14 protein-coding genes are annotated in these 18,458 nt (G+C 61.3%); 9 read left to right on the forward strand and 5 right to left on the reverse strand.

Translation table 11 applies throughout. The features are described from left to right. From FHK92_RS27405 to FHK92_RS27425, 5 genes are all read right to left on the reverse strand, one after another. On the reverse strand, nt 1-420 hold a 420-nt coding region (locus FHK92_RS27405; RefSeq protein WP_181291043.1), incomplete at its 3' end, for an SRPBCC family protein. Nucleotides 421-451: 31 nt separating this feature from the next. Then, the gene (locus tag FHK92_RS27410) at nt 452-3,868 is read right to left on the reverse strand and encodes a non-ribosomal peptide synthetase (RefSeq protein WP_181290991.1); all 3,417 of its coding nucleotides are present in this window, start codon (nt 3,866-3,868) and stop codon (nt 452-454) included. Between the two features lie 10 nt (nt 3,869-3,878). Continuing rightward, on the reverse strand, nt 3,879-4,811 hold the full coding sequence (locus FHK92_RS27415) for a diiron oxygenase (RefSeq protein WP_181290993.1): 933 nt from the start codon (nt 4,809-4,811) through the stop codon (nt 3,879-3,881). After that, complete coding sequence (locus FHK92_RS27420; RefSeq protein WP_181290994.1) at nt 4,808-5,584, reverse strand: DUF3050 domain-containing protein; 777 nt, start codon at nt 5,582-5,584, stop codon at nt 4,808-4,810. Before FHK92_RS27420 ends, FHK92_RS27415 begins: the two co-directional genes overlap by 4 nt. 687 nt (nt 5,585-6,271) lie before the next feature. Continuing rightward, entirely contained in the window at nt 6,272-6,952 is a 681-nt protein-coding gene (locus FHK92_RS27425; protein WP_181290995.1) for a GntR family transcriptional regulator, read from the reverse strand. 202 nt (nt 6,953-7,154) lie between these two features. On the opposite strand from FHK92_RS27425, the gene lapG reads away from it, so the two are divergent. The 9 genes from lapG (at nt 7,155) to FHK92_RS27470 (ending at nt 18,340) form a co-directional block, all read left to right on the forward strand. Then, complete coding sequence (gene lapG, locus FHK92_RS27430; protein ID WP_181290997.1) at nt 7,155-7,847, forward strand: cysteine protease LapG; 693 nt, start codon at nt 7,155-7,157, stop codon at nt 7,845-7,847. A 14-nt stretch (nt 7,848-7,861) separates the two neighbouring features. Beyond that, complete coding sequence (gene lapD, locus FHK92_RS27435; protein ID WP_181290998.1) at nt 7,862-9,808, forward strand: cyclic di-GMP receptor LapD; 1,947 nt, start codon at nt 7,862-7,864, stop codon at nt 9,806-9,808. A gap of 711 nt (nt 9,809-10,519) precedes the next feature. Then, nucleotides 10,520-10,879, forward strand: a complete 360-nt coding sequence (locus FHK92_RS27440) for a DUF6124 family protein (RefSeq protein ID WP_181291000.1) — start codon at nt 10,520-10,522, stop codon at nt 10,877-10,879. A 244-nt stretch (nt 10,880-11,123) separates the two neighbouring features. After that, nucleotides 11,124-11,732: a YqiA/YcfP family alpha/beta fold hydrolase gene (locus FHK92_RS27445; RefSeq protein ID WP_181291001.1), complete on the forward strand. Its 609-nt coding sequence runs from the start codon at nt 11,124-11,126 to the stop codon at nt 11,730-11,732. A 41-nt stretch (nt 11,733-11,773) separates the two neighbouring features. Then, nucleotides 11,774-13,678 (forward strand): DNA topoisomerase IV subunit B, encoded by a 1,905-nt coding sequence (gene parE, locus FHK92_RS27450; protein WP_181291002.1) that lies wholly within the window; start codon nt 11,774-11,776, stop codon nt 13,676-13,678. Further along, on the forward strand, nt 13,678-14,664 hold the full coding sequence (locus FHK92_RS27455; protein ID WP_181291004.1) for an esterase-like activity of phytase family protein: 987 nt from the start codon (nt 13,678-13,680) through the stop codon (nt 14,662-14,664). Before parE ends, FHK92_RS27455 begins: the two co-directional genes overlap by 1 nt. Next, nucleotides 14,661-15,182 carry a retropepsin-like aspartic protease family protein gene (locus tag FHK92_RS27460; RefSeq protein WP_181291006.1) on the forward strand — a complete coding sequence of 174 codons (522 nt, stop codon included), beginning with the start codon at nt 14,661-14,663 and terminating at the stop codon, nt 15,180-15,182. The genes FHK92_RS27455 and FHK92_RS27460 overlap by 4 nt, the downstream gene beginning before the upstream one ends. Before the next feature lie 10 nt (nt 15,183-15,192). Further along, entirely contained in the window at nt 15,193-17,457 is a 2,265-nt protein-coding gene (gene parC, locus FHK92_RS27465) for a DNA topoisomerase IV subunit A (protein ID WP_181291008.1), read from the forward strand. Nucleotides 17,458-17,635: 178 nt separating this feature from the next. After that, on the forward strand, nt 17,636-18,340 hold the full coding sequence (locus tag FHK92_RS27470) for a PqiC family protein (protein WP_181291010.1): 705 nt from the start codon (nt 17,636-17,638) through the stop codon (nt 18,338-18,340). Nucleotides 18,341-18,458 lie beyond the last annotated feature (118 nt).

The following is an 18,458-nucleotide window of genomic DNA, read 5'->3' on the forward strand; positions in this document are numbered from 1 at the left end:
TCCTTGCAGGAAATCTCGGAACCCCGACGGCGTATGCGCGTCGGTGTGGTCGGCGATGATGGTCCAGGTCGCGCGGCAGCGGTTATTCGCCAAGGGCTCCACCTGCATCGCTGCCCAGAGGTTGTCGATGCCCAGGGTGTTGTAGATCAGCGTCCAGGTCATGTGCATGGCTTGGTCGTCACGGCTGTTGAGTTGCTCCACCACTAGGTTTTGTCCATCGCGAAAGAATTTTTTGCGCAGGGATCGCACGCCGTCGCCGGTCATTTCGATGCGCTCAAGCGCGGGGATGAAACGGTTGAAACCGCCAAAGTCGCCTACCACTTTCCAGACGGACGCTGCGTCGGCGGACACTTCTACCGAGGTTTCGACATGGCAGGCGTGAGGATTCTTGATCAGGGTGTCGGGTTGGAATGCACTCATGGTCTTGCTCCTTGCGTTGGGTTGGGATGCTTCAGATGAAATCGATGGCCTTGAGGTAGTCGGCACCACGGCGCAGCAGGGCCGGGGATTTTTCCGGGTAGCGCGCGCCCATCTGCCGTACGCCGGACCGGGCGTTGTCATGGCGGATGAGCGAGATGTCGCCGATGTCTTCCTCGAAACCGTTGAGGTAGAAACCCAGGACGCCAAACAGCGCGTTATCGGTATCGACTCGCGCCAATTGCCGTTGCCAGTCAGCGACGCTCACCAGGGAGAATTCCCGCCCGCTCTCGCGAAACGACGCGACATAGGCGTCCCAGCTCAGGGGCTCGGGGTTGTGCAGGTTGAACACGGCTTGATTGGGTTGGTAACGGCTGGCGTGGAAGGCGATGAAGCGGGCCAGGAAGTCCACCGGCATCAAGTCGAAATTAAGCGACAGATCCGGCACTTGGCCGAGCTGGATCGAGCCCTTGAGCATCAGCATCAAGCGGTTCTTGTGGGGCTGGCAGACCCCGGTCTGGCTGTTGAAACTGATATTGCCGGGACGGAAAAGATTGACCCGCACGCCAAGGTCGCGAGCCCGTTGCAGGATCCGCTCGCCGACCCACTTGGACAGGTTGTAGCCATTCTTGATGTAGATCGGCGGTGTCTTGGCCGCCGGTAGTTCCAGCACCTGGCCCTCGGCGTCCAAGGCACTGGAGGCCGACAGCGTCGAGACGAAGTTGAAGATCTTCTTGCAGCGTCCTTCGCACAGGCGCAGGCATTCGAAGATCGGCTCGACGTTGTCCCGCGCCAGAGACTCGTAGTCGAGCACATGATTGACGTGGGCGGCGTTGTGCACCAGCGCGCCGAAAGTGCTGTCGATGCGCTGGTAGATGTCGTCCGGCAAGCCCAGTTGTGGTTGGGTGATGTCGGCGGCATAGACGCTGACCCGACTCAGGTCCAAATGCTCCAGGTGATTTTCCCGCAGGGCCTGGGCGAAACGTTCGGCCGCGCTTTGCTCGGCGGACTCACGCACCAGGCACGCCACTTCCGTGGCACCCCACGCCAGCAATGCCTCGACGATATGCACACCGAGAAAGCTGTTGGCGCCGGTCACGATCACTTTGTGCACGTCACCGCTTTGACTGATGGGCAACGGATGGAGGTTGAGCTCGGCTTCGGCGTCAATGAACGCCTGCGGACTGAGGTTCGACGTTCCACTTTGCCCGAGGCTGTCGAGTAACTTCGCCAGGGTGATCAGCGTCGGCGCTTCGATGAAGCGATTGATCGACAGGCTGCGCCCGAATGTCTGGCGGATGCTCAACAGCAGTCGCGACAGCAGGATCGAATGTCCACCGAGGTTGAAGAAACTTTCGTCGGTGGCGATGTCCTCCACCGGTAATTCCAGCAGCTCGGCCCATAGGTGCTGGAGCTGCGTTTCCAGGGCGTTCTGCGGCTGGCGCCCTTGGCTGCCGGCCTGGACCGAGCCCGCCGTGGCAAGCAGCGCACGACGATCCACCTTGCCGTTGCTGGTGTAAGGCAGGCTGGACAGTTCGACGTAGGCCGCCGGGTGCATGTAGTTGGGCAATGTGTTTTGCACATGCGCCCGCAAGGCCTGGAGCGCGGCGCCGGGCTGATCTTCCATGGGCCCTGTCAGGAACGCCAGGATCCGCCGTCGCTCATCGACCCCCACCGCCACTTGGCGAAACAACTGACGGTCCCGCAGGCAATGTTCGATCTCTTCGGGCTCGACCCGAAAGCCGCGGATCTTCACTTGGTTATCGCGACGGCCGCAGAGCTCGATCCCCTCGTCGGTCCACTGGCCGATATCACCCGTGCGGTAGACCCGCAGCGTCCGCCCGGTGGGCAGCGTCAGGTCGAGATACCGGCTAGCGGTCAGCACCGGATCGTTCAGGTACCCCAGGCCGACACCGGGCCCGGCGATGTACAACTCGCCGGGCGTGCCATCGGGTACGGGTTGCCGTTGTTCGTCGAGAATCAACACCTGCCCGTTGGCGATAGGCATGCCCAGGTTGCGGTTGTTGTCGCCGACGGCGAATTGCCGGGTGGTCGCCAGCACCGTGGTTTCCGTCGGGCCGTAAATGTTGTGGAACCGGCACTGCGGCGCCAGTCGCTCGATCACGTAAGGCTCGCAGACATCCCCGCCGGTGATCAGGTGCGCCAGCCCCAAGGGCGCGTCCAGCGGCATGACGCTCAACAGCGCAGGCGGAAGGAAGGCGTGGCTGACGCGCTGCTCACGAATCAGCGCCACCAGTTGTTGCGGGTCGCGACGCTGATCTTCGCTGGGCACGACCAGCAGTCCGCCCTGGATGAACGTCGGCAAGATGTCGAGTAATGACGCGTCGAAGTTGATCGTGGAAAACTGCAATGCGCGGCTGTCTCGTCGCAGTCCGACGTGGTCGCTGTACCAGGCGCAGAAATGGCTGAGGTTGCGATGGCTGAGCAAGACGCCTTTGGGCTGGCCTGTGGTGCCAGAGGTGTAGATCGCCACCGCCGGTTCGTCGATGTCCACGACCCGGCGAATCGTCGAGACGGGAATACCCGGCCTCGACGATGGCAGTCGATGGACGTTCAGCGTGGGTATCGACAGTTCGCCCAGATCGCTGTTGCCGTCATGGAGCAACAGATCCGCCCCGGCATTCTCAAGGATGAAGCGCCGACGTTGCGCCGGGTGTTGCGGGTCCAGCGGCAGGTACACCGCCCCGCAGCCCAGCACCGCCAGGATGGCCGCGTACAGCGGCGCGGATTTTGGCAGGCAGACGCCGATTACCTGCGGGCGATCGGACGCTTTGCGCAGGTTCCCCTGCATGGCCTGCTGTAGCCGGAGCACCGAATCGCGCAAGGATTTGTAGTCGATGGCTTGGCCCTCGACCCACAGGGCAGGTTGCGTCGCGTCATCGAGCATGCGCTGCTCGATGCTGTGCATCACCGGCACACCGGCAGCAGCCAGCAGCCAGGGGATCGCCGGCTGATTGAGGCAGTGTTCGAAGGCCAGCGGTTCCAGCACGTCCAGACCGCGCGCGGGGCCGGCAGCGTCGTCCGGTGTCGCCGGCCATTGGTCAAAGCAGTGCTCATCGCGCGACAACCGGCTGACCAGTTGTGCGGCCTGCTCGACCACTGCCGCGATTGTGCGCTGACGCAACGATTGACCATTACCGCAGCCTTGCGCGCTGATGACTTCTTGCAGCAACAACCGCTGTGCCGCATGGCGAAAAACCACCACCGGTTGTGGCAGCACGTGGCCGGGCAAGGCCTGGAGTACCACGCGCACCTGAAGGTGAAAACGGGCCTCAAGGGCGCACGGCACCGTACCGTCGTCGATCAACAGGTCGAACGTGCCGTGGCCGGCCGACGCCTTCACGACGCCATGGCCATGCTCTTCAAGTTCCCGGGCCAGTTCGGCCAAGGCCTGGCTGGTGCCAGACAGTGCAATTTCGAGGCGTCTCATTGGAAGGTCCTCATGGGGTCAGGTAGTCGGCAAGGGCGTCCCGCACGCAGGGGGACGCGAGCATCGAGCTGCCACGGAAAAAACGCGTGATGTTGCCCACCAGTGGGTGGAAACGATTGATTGGATAAGCCAGCGCACTGGCGTCTTCGCGCAAGGACTGGCGCACCGATTCGTCGACAGGCAAGTGGCTGATCAGCTCGAAATCGAACGCCTGCTGCAGATCGCTCGCCAGGTAATCGGCGATGAACCCTGGCATCAGCCCCGCGATCGCCTCGTGGTCCTCTTCGGGCGCGGTGCGCCAGTAAATCTGCACAAGTCGTGTCCAGAAACCGGAATGCCGGCCCTCATCCAGCAGGTGATCGGCCATGAGTCCCTTGATCGAGGCCTTGACCGAATCGTCCCGGGCGAAGGCAGCCACTTCGTTGGTCACCGTGTTCTCGGCGATGGCGATGCAGATCAGTTCCACGGCGCTGAGCAAATGCTCCGGCGCCCGCGCCAGGGTGGCGGGGATCGCGCGGCTGAGTTCGATCTGCTGCGGCAGCGGGATCGGCGTGATGCCGGTCATCTCGATGGTCTGTTGCATGAAGTCCATCGCCACCAGCGCGTGATAGTCCTCATCCACCACCACCGTCATCGCGTCGTAGCGGCAGGCGAACGGAAACTCGATGCCGAAGCGATTCTTGGCGATACGCCGGGCCGTGTGGTCCACCAGTTCGGTCTCGAAGATCACCACGTCGTTGATGAATTTGTAGAGGCTCTGCACCAAGACGAAATCACGCAACTGCGGGCAATGGCTCAGGAACGTCTGGCTGTGCACCAGCGGCTGGCGGCTCATGGGGAAGATCAACTTGTCGTCGTCTTCGACCCGGCGTCGTGGTCGGGTGCGGATGGTGGCGCGGCTTTCCCAGGCGTCGGCGAAGGATTGATATTGGATGGCGTTCATGGCGCCACCTGCGCAACAGGCTGGGCCATGCTCTGACGCAGGCCGTCCCACAGCGCTGCACGGCTGTGGACGGCGGCAATGGCGGCGGCCAGGACCTCGCGCTCGCGTTGCGGGTCGCCGTCGATCAACCGCGCCAGCAGCTTTTCCGCTGCCGGGCCATGGTCTTCGGAGTCCACCTCGATATGCCGTTGCAGGTAGTACCGAAACGTCGGTGCCTGATCCAGGCCGATGCCCCAGGCGTCCAACATGCGCTGGAACATCTGCGGGATGACGCTCTCGCGACCATGCACGAACGCGGCGGCGACACTGTGGGCCGGAGCGTGCAGGGCGGTGTGCAGCGTTTGACGGACGAATTGCGCGGCGGCGGGCTCGACTTCGACGCTGTCCAGCGCCGTGTCGGGGCTGACGCCTTCTTGCTGCAGGGCGATGAATCGTTCGATCGCCCGGGTGTCCGCGCCGACCTCCCGCATGGCGTCCAGGTACAGTTCGAAATGGCTGCAATAGCCCGCGCCGGGGCGGTCGTCGGACTCTTCGCCCAGGACGATTTCGTTGATCAGTCGCGCAGCGTGCGGGTCGGCCGGTGGCAGCCACGGCAGATGTACGCAGGTCAGTTCCCGTTGCAGGCGCTTGGTCAGGGACATGAAGTCCCACACGGCAAAAACATGACTTTCCATAAAGCGGCGCAACAGGTCAATTGATGTTATTTCGGAAAAAACAGGGTGTTGGCCAAGTGCGTGTTTTTTCAGAGATAGTTGTTCTTTGGTTGGCTGCATTGGAACGTCCTCATCAATGATTTTTGTCCGGAAGTTGCTCGTCTTCTTTTCAGGGGGCGAGCAAGTGCTTGAACCGGAGTCCATGGGGTTTTAATACTTCTGGTTATTGCGCGTTTCGTGTCGTTGCGCCGGTGCTAGAGGCGTTTTGTCGGGGTTGTAATGCTCGATAACAAATCGACGAGTGAAAAATTAGTACAAGACTTAAAGGCTCTGCAAGTTATTTTTAAGTTATTTGAAGTTGCTGTTTTATTGGGCGCGAAGAGGATGGTTAAAACTTTTGATTTAAGTTTTATTGGGGTGAAGTTGCTCCTTCCGATTTATAACTATCAGAATCGAATGTTTCGAGTGAATGCCTCACTCGGAGCACTTCAGGAGTCAGGAAATTAAGAAGTAAGTGTTTTAAGGGCGGGGTGCCGGTCGGACTACCGGGCCTGCCGCCAGTTGGGTGACGCTCCTTGCGTAATGGCTTCGATTCGCCTGGCTACCACCGGGCGCTGACTTCTTCAGGTCTATTTTTGAATCGACAAGCGCAAGAGTGAGCCCAAATCGACAGCAGTTCCATTGGACTGATGCCGCGACGGGACGTAATCGCGTCCGGGCCGTGGCGGCTAGGCAATCCAGGGTATGGGAAGGATGTGTAAGAAAATACTGCGCCGGCCAGATGGCCGGCGCTGGAGGGCGACTCGATTAACGTTCCAGGTGCCGACGCATGGTGACGGAGGCTTTTTCCAGGTGCTCTTCCAATAAACGGACGGCTTGATCGATATCTTTGGCTGCCGCGGCGGCGAGTATCGCGCGATGGTCATCCTGGGTCAGCTTGCCCAAGCCCATGGACGACAGGTGAAAACGCAGGAAGCGTTCTTCTTCGTTGAGTTCACGCTCGACGAGGTCCAGCAGCTTGGTATTGGGCGCCTTGTGGTAAAGCGACATGTGGAACAAGCGGTTGAGCCTGGCGATCTCGGCATAACTGGTCTGCCCTTCGAGCTGTTCGATGTATTGGGCGGCCATGGTCAAGTCGTTGTCGTCGAGCAGCGGAATGGACAGGCGCAGGGCGAAGCCTTCCAGGACCGAACGCAGGGCATAGGTCTCGACTGCGTTGCTGGTGATCAGCGGCGCCACGACGGCACCCTTGTGCTGGACCACCGTGAGCAACGACTGCGCCTCGAGCTGACGCAACGCCTCGCGCACCGGCATGCGGCTGACGCCGAACAGGTCCGCCAGTTCTTGCTGGCGCACAGCGGTGCCACTGGGCAGGCGTCCGTCGAGAATGGCCTCGCGCAGGGAGCTTTCGATGATCGAGCGTGCCTGGGCTGCGGGAATGGGGCCGTTGACCTGGATAGTGCTTAACGGTTTGGGCTTCTGTGTCACGACAACACCTGACTGGTAGTAACGAAAATTGGATCCAAGCCAACATTAGTTACAGATTGCCAAGCCGTCAAAATCTCGCGGCGCCGGTTCCTGAACTAGAGTTTAGTCTGCTTGCGGTGATTGCAACCTGCCATTGTTTTTTGCCGGGCCAGGCTTCACCATCCAACGAATTTTCCAACCGCCCTTTTCGGACGTATTTCCCTTGGCTGCACCTTTCCCAGTCCTCAGGTTCTTGCGCTGGCTGTGTTCGGCATTGCTGCTGGCGGGCCTGATGCTGGGTGGCCTGCGCGCCGACTGGGACTTTGCGCAGATCAGCCGGCGGGCGCAAGCATTATATGGACCGCTGGGTGAAGGTCAGCAGCGGATCGATGCATGGCAGCAACTGTTGGCGACCCAGAAGCAGATTCCGGAATTGGAACAGCTCAAGGTGGTTAACCTTTTTTTCAACAAGAAGGTGCGCTACGTCGAAGACATCGACCTGTGGCGAGAGGTTGATTACTGGGAGACCCCGATCCAGGCGCTGTGGAAGGGCGCAGGCGATTGCGAGGATTACGCGATCGCCAAGTACTTCAGCCTGCGTCACCTCGGCGTTTCCAGCGACAAGCTGCGCATCACCTACGTCAAGGCCTTGCGGCAGAACCGTGCGCACATGGTGCTCACTTACTACGCCACCCCCGATGCGATGCCGCTGGTACTCGACAGCCTGATCGACGGCATCCTGCCGGCCAGCCAGCGAACCGACTTGCTACCGGTCTACTCCTTCAATGCCGAAGGACTATGGCTGCCAGGCACCAAGGGTAACAAGAAAGTGAGTGATACCAAGCGCCTGTCACGGTGGCAGGATGTGTTGAAGAAAATGCAGGCCGAAGGTTTTCCGGTCGAGACGACTAACTAGGAGCGCGCGCTCAGATGTCCTTGTTCAAACAGCTGTTGATCGCTATCTGTCTGTTCCTGGTGGTTGCCTTCAGCGGCAGCTTCATGGTCAGCCTGGAGAGCTCGCGGACCCAGTACGTCAACCAGTTGCGCTCCCACGCCCAGGACGCAGCCACGGCGCTGGCACTGTCCTTGACGCCCAACATCGACGACCCGGCGATGGTCGAGCTGATGGTCAGCTCGATCTTCGACAGCGGCTACTACGCAAGCATCCGCGTGGTCGACGTGGCCACCGACAAGACCCTGGTCGAGCGCACCGGTACGCCGGACGCTGGCAGTGTCCCGCAGTGGTTCATCAAGCTCATTGGCCTGGAGCCGGCCGGCGGTGACGCGATTGTCAGCCGCGGTTGGGAGCAGGCGGCGCGGGTCGAAGTGGTCAGCCACCCGATGTTCGCCCTCGCCAAGCTGTGGCAGAGCGCCCTGGGCAGCCTGGGCTGGCTATTGCTGTGCGGCGCCGTGAGCGCGGTGCTGGGGGCCTTGCTGCTGCGTCGCCAGCTCAAGCCACTGGACTACATGGTGCACCAATCCCACGCCATCGCGCGGCGCGAGTTCTTGAGCCTTCCAGAACTGCCGCGCACCCCTGAACTGCGCCGGGTGGTGCAGGCGATGAACCAGATGGTCGAGAAGCTAAAGGCGCTGTTCCAGGAACAGGCCGAGCGCAGTGAAAAACTGCGGATCGAGTCGTACCAGGACAATCTCACCGGTTTGGCCAACCGGCGCTATTTCGAGATGCAGCTGCATGCACGGGTTAGCAATCCCGAGCAGGCCAGTTCCGGTTACCTGCTCTTGCTGCGGGTCAAGGACCTCGCTGGTCTGAACCAGCGGCTCGGCGGCCAGCGCACCGACCAGTTGCTCAAGGCCGTGGGCGAGCAGTTGTCGCGTGAATGCGCTCGCTACCCGGAAACCCATAATCTGGTGACGCGTATTCGCGGTGGCGAGTTCGCCGTGCTGGCGCCCGGGCTGGTCCGTGAGGAGGCGCTGCAACTGGCGCAAAATCTCGAAGCAGCGTTGGCGAGCCTGCATGCCACCGGCGCGACGGACGTGGCAACGGTAGCCTCCATCGGGCTGGCGCCGTTCGTCCATGGTGACTCGCCGCAAGCAGTGCTCCAGCTCGGCGACCAGGCGTTGGCCCAGGCCGAAAGCCAGGGCGAACCGGGCTGGGCCTGCCTGGATCACAGTGCGTCGGCCAGCGTCGGCGATGATCATCATGCCTGGCACAACCTGCTTGACCAGGCCTTGAACAATCAACGTTTCGAGCTGTACTTCCAACCCGTGGTGGCTGCCCAGGACACCCAGGTAGTGCTGCATTACAAAGTGCTTTCGCGGCTGCTCGACGAGCAGGGCCAGACCATCCCCGCCGGGCGTTTCCTGCCGTGGTTGGAGCGCTTCGGCTGGACGGCGCGGCTGGACCGCTTGATGCTCGAACAAGTGCTCAAGCAGATGACCGGGCATGAGCAGTCCCTGGCGTTGAACCTGTCTTCCGCCACGCTGGCCGATCCGCAGGCGCTGAACAAGGTTTTTGAAATCCTGCGGGCGCACTCCAACCTTGGGTCGCGCCTGACGTTGGAGATTGGTGAAGAACAACTGCCCGAGCAAGCGGTGCTGGAGCAATTGACCCGGCAGTTGCGCGAGCTTGGTTTCTCCTTGAGCCTTCAGCGCTTTGGTGGGCGGTTCAGCATGATCGGTAACTTGTCGCGGCTGGGGTTGGCCTATCTGAAGATCGATGGCAGCTACATCCGCGCCATTGATCAGGAGAGTGATAAGCGGCTGTTCATCGAGGCTATTCAGCGTGCTGCCCATAGTATCGACCTGCCTTTGATTGCCGAGCGGGTGGAGACTGAGGGGGAGTTGGCGGTGATTCGGGAGATGGGGTTGTTTGGGGTGCAGGGGCAGTTGGTTGGGGAGCCTCGGCGTTGGGGGTGAGGCTTGGTGGCTAGTTTTTGACCGGGTACATATCCGTTGCTGCGGTCACGGCGGCTTAGGGTTTCGCCCTTACGGCGACTCACTTTTTTTCAGACGCCAAAAAAAGTAAGCAAAAAAGGCTTGCCCCACCACTCGGTGCCTCGCCTAGACTCGGCATGCCCGAACGAAGGCATTGCTCCGTGGGCCCGCCGCGATGGGCCATCCATGGCCCTGCGCGGCTAACCCGGCATCCATGCCGGGTTGCCCACTCCACAATGCCTGCGTTCGGCCATCGTGGTTAACGGGGCCTCAAGATCAAAAGCCAAGCCGAGGCGGCCTTAAAGCCGACCTGGCTCTCGGTAGGACCGCGTTTCCCCTGTGGGAGCGAGCCTGCTCGCGAAGACGGCGGCACATTCAGCATGGATGCAAGCAGACCCACCGCTTTCGCGAGCAGGCTCGCTCCCACAGGGATCGGCGGCGGGCACTGATCTTATAAACGACCAAAAACCTGTGTGGGAGCGGGCTTGCTCGCGAAGGCGGCCTGACAGCCGACCAGGATTGTGGGAATGGTCGGACAATCCTTCGGGCTGTGACAGATTTTTCCGACGAGCTCTGGCGGTTGCCGGGTGGGAAGGGTTGTCGCTAGTCTTTTTCCGTCGCTGCAAATTCAGCGGCCGGGCCTGGAAACCTGAAAGTAAGAGGGCGTAATTTCAATCCTAGTGGAGCGCCAACATGTCTGAAGATAACTCTGGGCCAACAAAAAAAGATTCCATTTCTCCCGAAGTCAGCCAGATTCCCCCGATACTCGACGAAGCCGCCAAGCGCACCATCGACCTCTATCTCGACCCCAAGCCTCAAACCAAAAAGAAACAATCCTCGGTCCAATTGTTCACTGTCGCAAAGAGCGCAGACACCGAAACCCTCCTGGCCAATCTCAGCGAAACCCTTGCCTCAGCCAACGCCATGCTCGGTGACCTGGCCTTCGATCTGGAAGGCTCGCGCCGGCATTTCGCCTTGGGAGTCCAGCAGATGATCGAGCTCGGTGAGTTGCTGGCGAATCGGGCGTTGGATATCGCCGAGCCGAGACTGTGAAGATTTAACAGCTAACAAAGCACTTGTGGCGAGGGAGCTTGCTCCCGCTGGCCTGCGAAGCAGGCCCAAAACCATCCACCGCGTTCTGTCAGTCAGAAGGGGTGTTGTTGGTGGAGGGGCTACTGCGTAGCCCAGCGGGAGCAAGCTCCCTCGCCACAAAGGCGGAATGTTATTCAAAACACCCCCAAACCTCCTCGAACTCCCTGTAAACTCCGGCCTTTGCCCAACACCCAGGGAGTCGGCAATGTCGGGTTCGATCCTTTATATCCATGGCTTCAACAGCGCGCCAGCATCGACCAAAGCCTGCCAGCTGGTTGACGTGATGACACGCCTTGGCCTCAGCGACCAGCTACAGGTGCCCGCGTTGCATCACCACCCTCGCCAGGCCATCCGTCAACTGGAGCAGGCGATTGCAGAACTGGGACGACCGCTGCTGGTCGGCAGCTCGCTCGGCGGCTACTATGCGACTCACTTGGCCGAGCGCCACGGGCTCAAGGCCCTGCTGGTCAACCCGGCCGTCAGCCCGCATCGGATGTTCGACGGCTACCTGGGCACGCAGAAGAATTTGTACACCGACGAAACCTGGGAATTGACCCACGACCACGTGACGGCCCTGGCCGAGCTGGAAGTGCCGGCGCCCCGGGATCCGCAGCGGTATCAGGTATGGTTGCAAACCGGGGACGAAACGCTGGATTATCGCCACGCCCAGCAGTATTACCGTGCCTGTGCCTTGCGCATCCAGGCCGGCGGCGACCACAGTTTTCAAGGGTTTGCCCAACAGTTGCCGGCGCTGTTGAGTTTTGCCGGCATTGGCGCCGATTTGTACCAGGCGATCGACTTCACGTCGCTGTGAGCCATCGCCCCTTTTTCATTGAACACTGACGACGAGACCCCATGGCCACTCCCAGCGCTAGCTCTTATAACGCAGACGCCATCGAAGTCCTCTCGGGCCTCGACCCGGTGCGCAAGCGCCCCGGCATGTACACCGACACCAGTCGGCCGAACCACCTCGCCCAGGAAGTCATCGACAACAGCGTCGACGAAGCCTTGGCCGGGCACGCCAAGTCGGTGCAGGTCATCCTGCACGCCGATCACTCGCTGGAAGTCAGCGATGACGGCCGCGGCATGCCGGTGGACATTCACCCTGAAGAGGGCGTGTCGGGCGTCGAGCTGATCCTTACCAAGCTCCACGCTGGCGGCAAGTTTTCCAACAAGAACTACCAGTTCTCCGGCGGTCTGCACGGGGTGGGTATTTCCGTGGTCAACGCCCTGTCGACCCAGGTGCGTGTGCGGGTCAAGCGTGATGGCAACGAATACCAGATGACCTTCGCCGATGGCTACAAGGCCACCGAGCTGGAAGTGGTCGGCACCGTCGGCAAGCGCAACACCGGGACCAGCGTGTATTTCGCCCCGGACCCGAAGTATTTCGATTCACCGAAGTTTTCCGTCAGCCGCCTCAAGCACGTGCTCAAGGCCAAGGCCGTGTTGTGCCCGGGGCTATTGGTCAGTTTCGAGGACAAGGCCACTGGCGAGAAAGTCGAGTGGCATTACGAAGACGGCCTGCGTTCTTACCTAGTGGACGCGGTCAACGATTTCGAGCGCCTGCCCAACGAGCCGTTCTGCGGCAGTCTGGCCGGTAACAAGGAAGCCGTGGATTGGGCGCTGTTGTGGCTGCCCGAAGGTGGCGAAAGCGTCCAGGAAAGCTACGTCAACCTGATCCCCACGGCCCAGGGCGGCACCCATGTCAACGGCTTGCGCCAAGGCTTGCTCGACGCGATGCGCGAGTTCTGCGAGTTCCGCAACCTGCTGCCCCGTGGCGTGAAACTGGCGCCGGAAGACGTCTGGGAGCGCATTGCTTTCGTCCTGTCGATGAAGATGCAGGAACCGCAATTCTCCGGCCAGACCAAGGAACGCCTGTCGTCCCGCGAGGCAGCGGCCTTCGTGTCCGGCGTGGTCAAGGACGCGTTCAGCCTCTGGCTCAATGCCAATCCGGAAACCGGCCTGGCCCTGGCGGAGCTGGCGATCAACAACGCCGGCCGTCGTCTCAAGGCCAGCAAGAAAGTCGAGCGCAAGCGCATCACCCAGGGGCCGGCGCTGCCGGGCAAGCTCGCCGATTGCGCCGGGCAGGACCCGATGCGTTCCGAGTTGTTCCTGGTGGAAGGTGACTCCGCCGGTGGCTCGGCCAAGCAGGCGCGGGACAAGGAGTTCCAGGCGATCCTGCCGTTGCGCGGCAAGATCCTCAACACCTGGGAAGTGGACGGCAGCGAAGTGCTGGCCAGCCAGGAAGTGCATAACATCGCGGTGGCCATCGGTGTCGATCCGGGCGCCGAGGACATGAGCCAGTTGCGCTACGGCAAGATCTGCATCCTCGCCGACGCCGACTCCGACGGCTTGCACATCGCCACGTTGCTCTGCGCCTTGTTCGTCCAGCATTTCCGCCCGCTGGTGGATGCCGGCCATGTGTATGTGGCGATGCCGCCGCTGTACCGCATCGACCTTGGCAAGGAAATCTACTACGCCCTGGACGAAGCCGAGCGCGACGGCATCCTGGATCGCCTGGTAGCCGAGAAGAAACGCGGTAAACCGCAGGTCACTCGATTCAAAGGGCTGGGCGAAATGAACCCGCCGCAGTTGCGCGAAACCACCATGGATCCGAACACACGTCGCCTGGTGCAGCTGACCCTGGATGATTTTGCCGCAACCTCGGAAATGATGGACATGCTGTTGGCCAAGAAACGCGCCGGCGACCGCAAGTCCTGGCTCGAATCCAAGGGCGACCTGGCCGAGGTCCTGGCCTGATGCGCAAGGGGTTCGCCCTGGCGTTGTTGCTGTGGGCGGGGGTTGTGGTCGCAGGGCCCGCGCCGGAGCTGAAACTGTTGTCCGAACATGCCGTCGATGGCATGCGCGGCGGCAATTTGTCCGGCTTGGCGTTGTGCGGCAATGAGATGTGGACGGTGTCCGACCGCGACGACGACCGGATCTATCGCCTCAAACCCAGCGACGTACCGGTCTGGCAGGCTGAAACAGTCGATATCCAGGTGCCGCCGGTGCCGGATAACGATTTGCCGTGGGGCTTGAGGTCTCGCACTTGGGCCGCGTCGTTTGTTCGTGGGGGCGAGCTGGATTTCGAAGGCATCAGTTGCGACAGCGCGGGTAATCGCTATGTGGTCAGCGAGTCCAATGCCGCCGTGTTGCAGATACCGCCGACAGGCGCTGCATCGTGGTTGAAAATCGCCCCGACGATGATCCGCCAGGCGCGGGGCAGTGGCATGCTGTTGCATTTCAATGCGCTGTTTGAAGGCCTTGCTGTCAACCCGGCCGGCGACCACCTCTGGCTGGCGGCCGAGCGTGAACGCCGTGGCCTGCTGTTGATCAAACGCCAGCAAACGGTGTGGGATTGCGATGGCAATTGTGTGCTGCTCAGTGAGGCGGGGCAGGAGATGCAGCCGCCGCAATTTCCCAAGGCCAAGGCGGTTTCCCGGGACTTCGCCGATCTGTCATTGTTCGACGGCAAGCTGTTTACCCTGGAGCGAAACGCCTATCAGATCTGCCGGCGCGACCCACAGACTGCCCAGATCGAGCGTTGCTGGTCGTTCGCAGCCGAGGCCCTGCAAGACAAGCGCCGTTATCCCCAGCCCTACGGGCTGGCCGAAGCACTGGTGGTGGACGCCGCCGGCGCGTGGATCGGCCTGGACAATAACGATGGCGCCCGTGCCGATGGCGAGCAGCGGCCAGTCATCTGGCGCTTCGCCGCGCCAGACGGTGGCTGGAGCGCCTCGCCGTGAGCCAGTCGCCGCCGGGTAAGCGTGCCGGCCGGGTGTTGATGATCCTGGCCTGGTGCGCGGCGTTGTTTCTGGCGACGCGGTTTTTTGCCCAATGGGAACAACGCCAGCAAAACCCCAATACCGAGGTGTACTCGCAAAGGGGCGAAGGTTTTATCGAGGTGAAGCTGGTCGGCAACCGGCAGGGGCATTTCGTCGCCAGCGGCCAGATCAACGGCCAGCCAGTGGACTTCATGCTCGACACCGGTGCCACTGATGTGGCGATTCCGTCGGAGCTGGCCGAACGCCTCAAGCTGGAGAAAGGTTTCGGCGTGACGTTGAGTACCGCCAACGGTGTGAGCGAGGGCTACCGCACCCGCATCGACCGGCTGCAATTGGGTGACATCGTCTTGCGTGATGTCCGTGCCCTGGTGGCGCCCGGCCTGGGTGGCACGCAAGTGCTATTGGGCATGAGCGCCCTGAACAAACTTGAATTTACCCAGCGCGACGGCACCATGCTGCTGCGCCAGACAACGAACTGATGAGGCCCGCATGAGCGACATTCTTGCAGACAGCTTGGACGGCGTAGAGCGCCGATCGCTGGCTGACTTCACCGAAAATGCCTACCTCAATTACTCCATGTACGTGATCATGGACCGCGCCTTGCCGCATATTGGCGATGGTTTGAAGCCGGTTCAGCGGCGGATCATCTACGCCATGAGTGAGCTAGGGCTGGATGCCGATTCCAAGCACAAGAAATCGGCGCGTACCGTCGGCGACGTGCTCGGCAAGTTCCACCCGCACGGCGACTCGGCCTGCTACGAAGCCATGGTGCTGATGGCCCAGCCGTTCAGCTATCGCTACACGCTGGTGGACGGGCAGGGCAACTGGGGTGCGCCGGACGATCCCAAGTCCTTCGCGGCCATGCGTTACACCGAGGCGCGGCTGTCGCGTTATTCCGAGGTGCTGCTCAGTGAGCTGGGCCAGGGCACCGCGGACTGGGGGCCGAACTTCGACGGCACCCTCGACGAACCCCTGGTATTGCCGGCACGTTTGCCGAATATTCTTCTCAATGGCACCACCGGCATCGCCGTGGGCATGGCCACCGATGTGCCGCCCCACAACCTGCGGGAAGTGGCGACGGCGTGCGTGCGCTTGCTGGACGAGCCGAAAGCCACGGTGGAACAGCTCTGCGAGCATATCCAGGGGCCGGATTACCCGACCGAAGCGGAAATCATCACGCCGCGCGCCGATCTGCTGAAAATCTACGAGACGGGTCGCGGTTCGGTGCGCATGCGTGCCGTCTACCACATTGAAGACGGCGACATCATCGTGACTGCGCTGCCGCATCAGGTTTCCGGGGCCAAGGTTCTGGAGCAGATTGCGGCGATGATGCAGGCAAAACCGTCGAAAGCGCCGCAAGTGGCCGACTTGCGCGACGAATCCGACCATGAGAACCCATGTCGCATCGTCATTATCCCGGTCAACAGCCGGGTCGACCACGAAGCGCTGATGCAGCACCTGTTCGCCAGTACCGACCTGGAATCGAGTTACCGGGTGAACATCAACATCATCGGCCTGGACGGCAAGCCACAGCTGAAAAACCTGCGAGCATTGTTGGTGGAGTGGCTGGAATTCCGGGTCAAGACCGTGCGCCGGCGCCTGCAATTCCGCCTGGACAAGGTCGAGCGCCGCCTGCACCTGTTGGACGGCTTGTTGATCGCATACCTCAACCTGGATGAAGTGATCCACATCATCCGCACCGAGGAGCACCCCAAGGCCAAGCTGATCGAGCGTTTTGCCCTGAGCGAAATCCAGGCCGACTACATCCTCGATACCCGACTGCGTCAGTTGGCGCGCCTGGAAGAGATGAAGCTGCGCGCTGAACAAGACGAGTTGCTCAAGGAGCAGGCCAAGCTGCAAGCCTTGCTGGGCAGCGAAGCCAAGCTCAAGAAGCTGGTGCGCACCGAGCTGCTGAAGGACGCTGAAACCTACGGCGACGACCGTCGTTCGCCGATCGTCGAGCGCGCCGAAGCCAAGGCGCTGAGCGAGCATGACTTGCTGCCGAACGAAAAAGTTACCGTCGTGCTGTCGGAAAAAGGCTGGGTACGCTCCGCCAAAGGTCACGATATTGACGCCGCCGGGCTTTCCTATAAGGCTGGTGATGGCTTCAAGGCGTTGGCGCCTGGGCGCTCGAATCAGTTCGCGGTGTTCATCGACTCCACTGGGCGCAGTTATTCAGTACCGGCCCACACGTTGCCATCAGCCCGCGGCCAGGGCGAACCGCTCACCGGTCGTCTGACGCCACCGCCGGGTGCAACTTTTGAGTGCGTGCTGATGCCTGATGATGACGGGCTGTACGTTATTGCGTCGGACGCCGGCTACGGGTTCGTCGTCAAGGGTGAGGACCTGCAAGCCAAGAACAAGGCGGGCAAGGCGCTGTTGAGTCTGCCAAACAACGCCAAGGTCATCGCACCGCGTCCGGTCATTGATCGCGAGAACAATTGGCTGGCGTCGGTGACGACAGAAGGCCGGTTGTTGGTGTTCAAGATCAGTGACCTGCCACAGCTTGGCAAAGGGAAAGGCAACAAGATAATCGGAATTTCCGGCGAACGGGTGGCGAGTCGCGAGGAATATGTCACGGATATTGCAGTGATACCGGAGGGTGCCACGCTGGTGCTACAGGCTGGAAAGCGTACGCTTTCACTGAAAGCGGACGATCTTGAGCATTACAAAGGTGAACGCGGTCGGCGGGGCAACAAGCTGCCAAGGGGTTTTCAGCGGGTGGATGCGCTGCTCGTCGAAAACCTCAATTGAGCGTGCTAGAGGGCTCGGTCTGCGATTAAAAGCCGCAGATCGGAGTTTTGGCGCTGGAGTCGGGACGCATATTCACGGATGATAGGCCCTTTCAAGCGCCGGCGTGGCCGAGCGTTCTTCATAATGACCGAGTATTTTTCACTGTGGTAAGCCTTGTGGCCGCCACCTGGACGAGACGATGACTGCTCTGCGCCTTCCTATTTTGTGGCTCGCCGGCCTGCTTGGCCTGGCGGGCTGCAGCATGAACCAGCCGGTATCGCTGTACCAATTGGACAGCGGTACCCCGGCCCAGCCTGCGCAAAGCACAGGCATGGCCGTATTGCTTGGCCCGGTTCTGATCGCTGACTATCTGCAGCGCGAAACGCTGTTGCAACGCCAGCCCGACGGCAGCCTGCAAGCCGCCACTGACGGTCGTTGGGCCGGCAGCCTGTCTTCCGACATTGATCAATTGTTGCTGCGCCAGGTTGCCGGGCACCTGGACAGCCAACGCGTAGTGCTGGCCCCGGCCAACCAGGGGTTTACCCCGGATGTGCAAGTCTTGTTGTCGATCACCCGGCTGGATTCAGGTAAATCCCAACCTGCGGTGCTCGATGCCCAATGGCGCCTGATCGACCGTCGCGGCACGGTTCGCGAGAACCGCATCGTTCACCTGCAAGAGCAACATGCAGGCACCACTGCTGCGCAGGTGCAAGCACAAGGCGTGCTCCTGCAGCGTCTTGCCGAGCAATTGTCCGTATCCCTCAAGCCTTTGGCGAACCAGCCACCTATCGCGGAAGTCCCGCGCAAGGCGGCTCCTGCTCCGGCCAAACCGGTGGAGAAGGACAGGGACAAGATTCCCATGGCGTTGCCGATCCGTACGGACATGGAAGTGTTCAGGTTCTGATGGTTTAGATGGATGCAAGACAAAGCCCGCGTTGATGCGGGCTTTGTTGTTTCTGCCAGTTGGAATCTTTAGAGTCTGGGCCGGCCCTATCGCGAGCAAGCTCGCTCCCACAGGGGAT

Origin of the sequence: Pseudomonas brassicacearum subsp. neoaurantiaca (assembly GCF_013608025.1) — a bacterium.
GTDB lineage: Bacteria > Pseudomonadota > Gammaproteobacteria > Pseudomonadales > Pseudomonadaceae > Aquipseudomonas.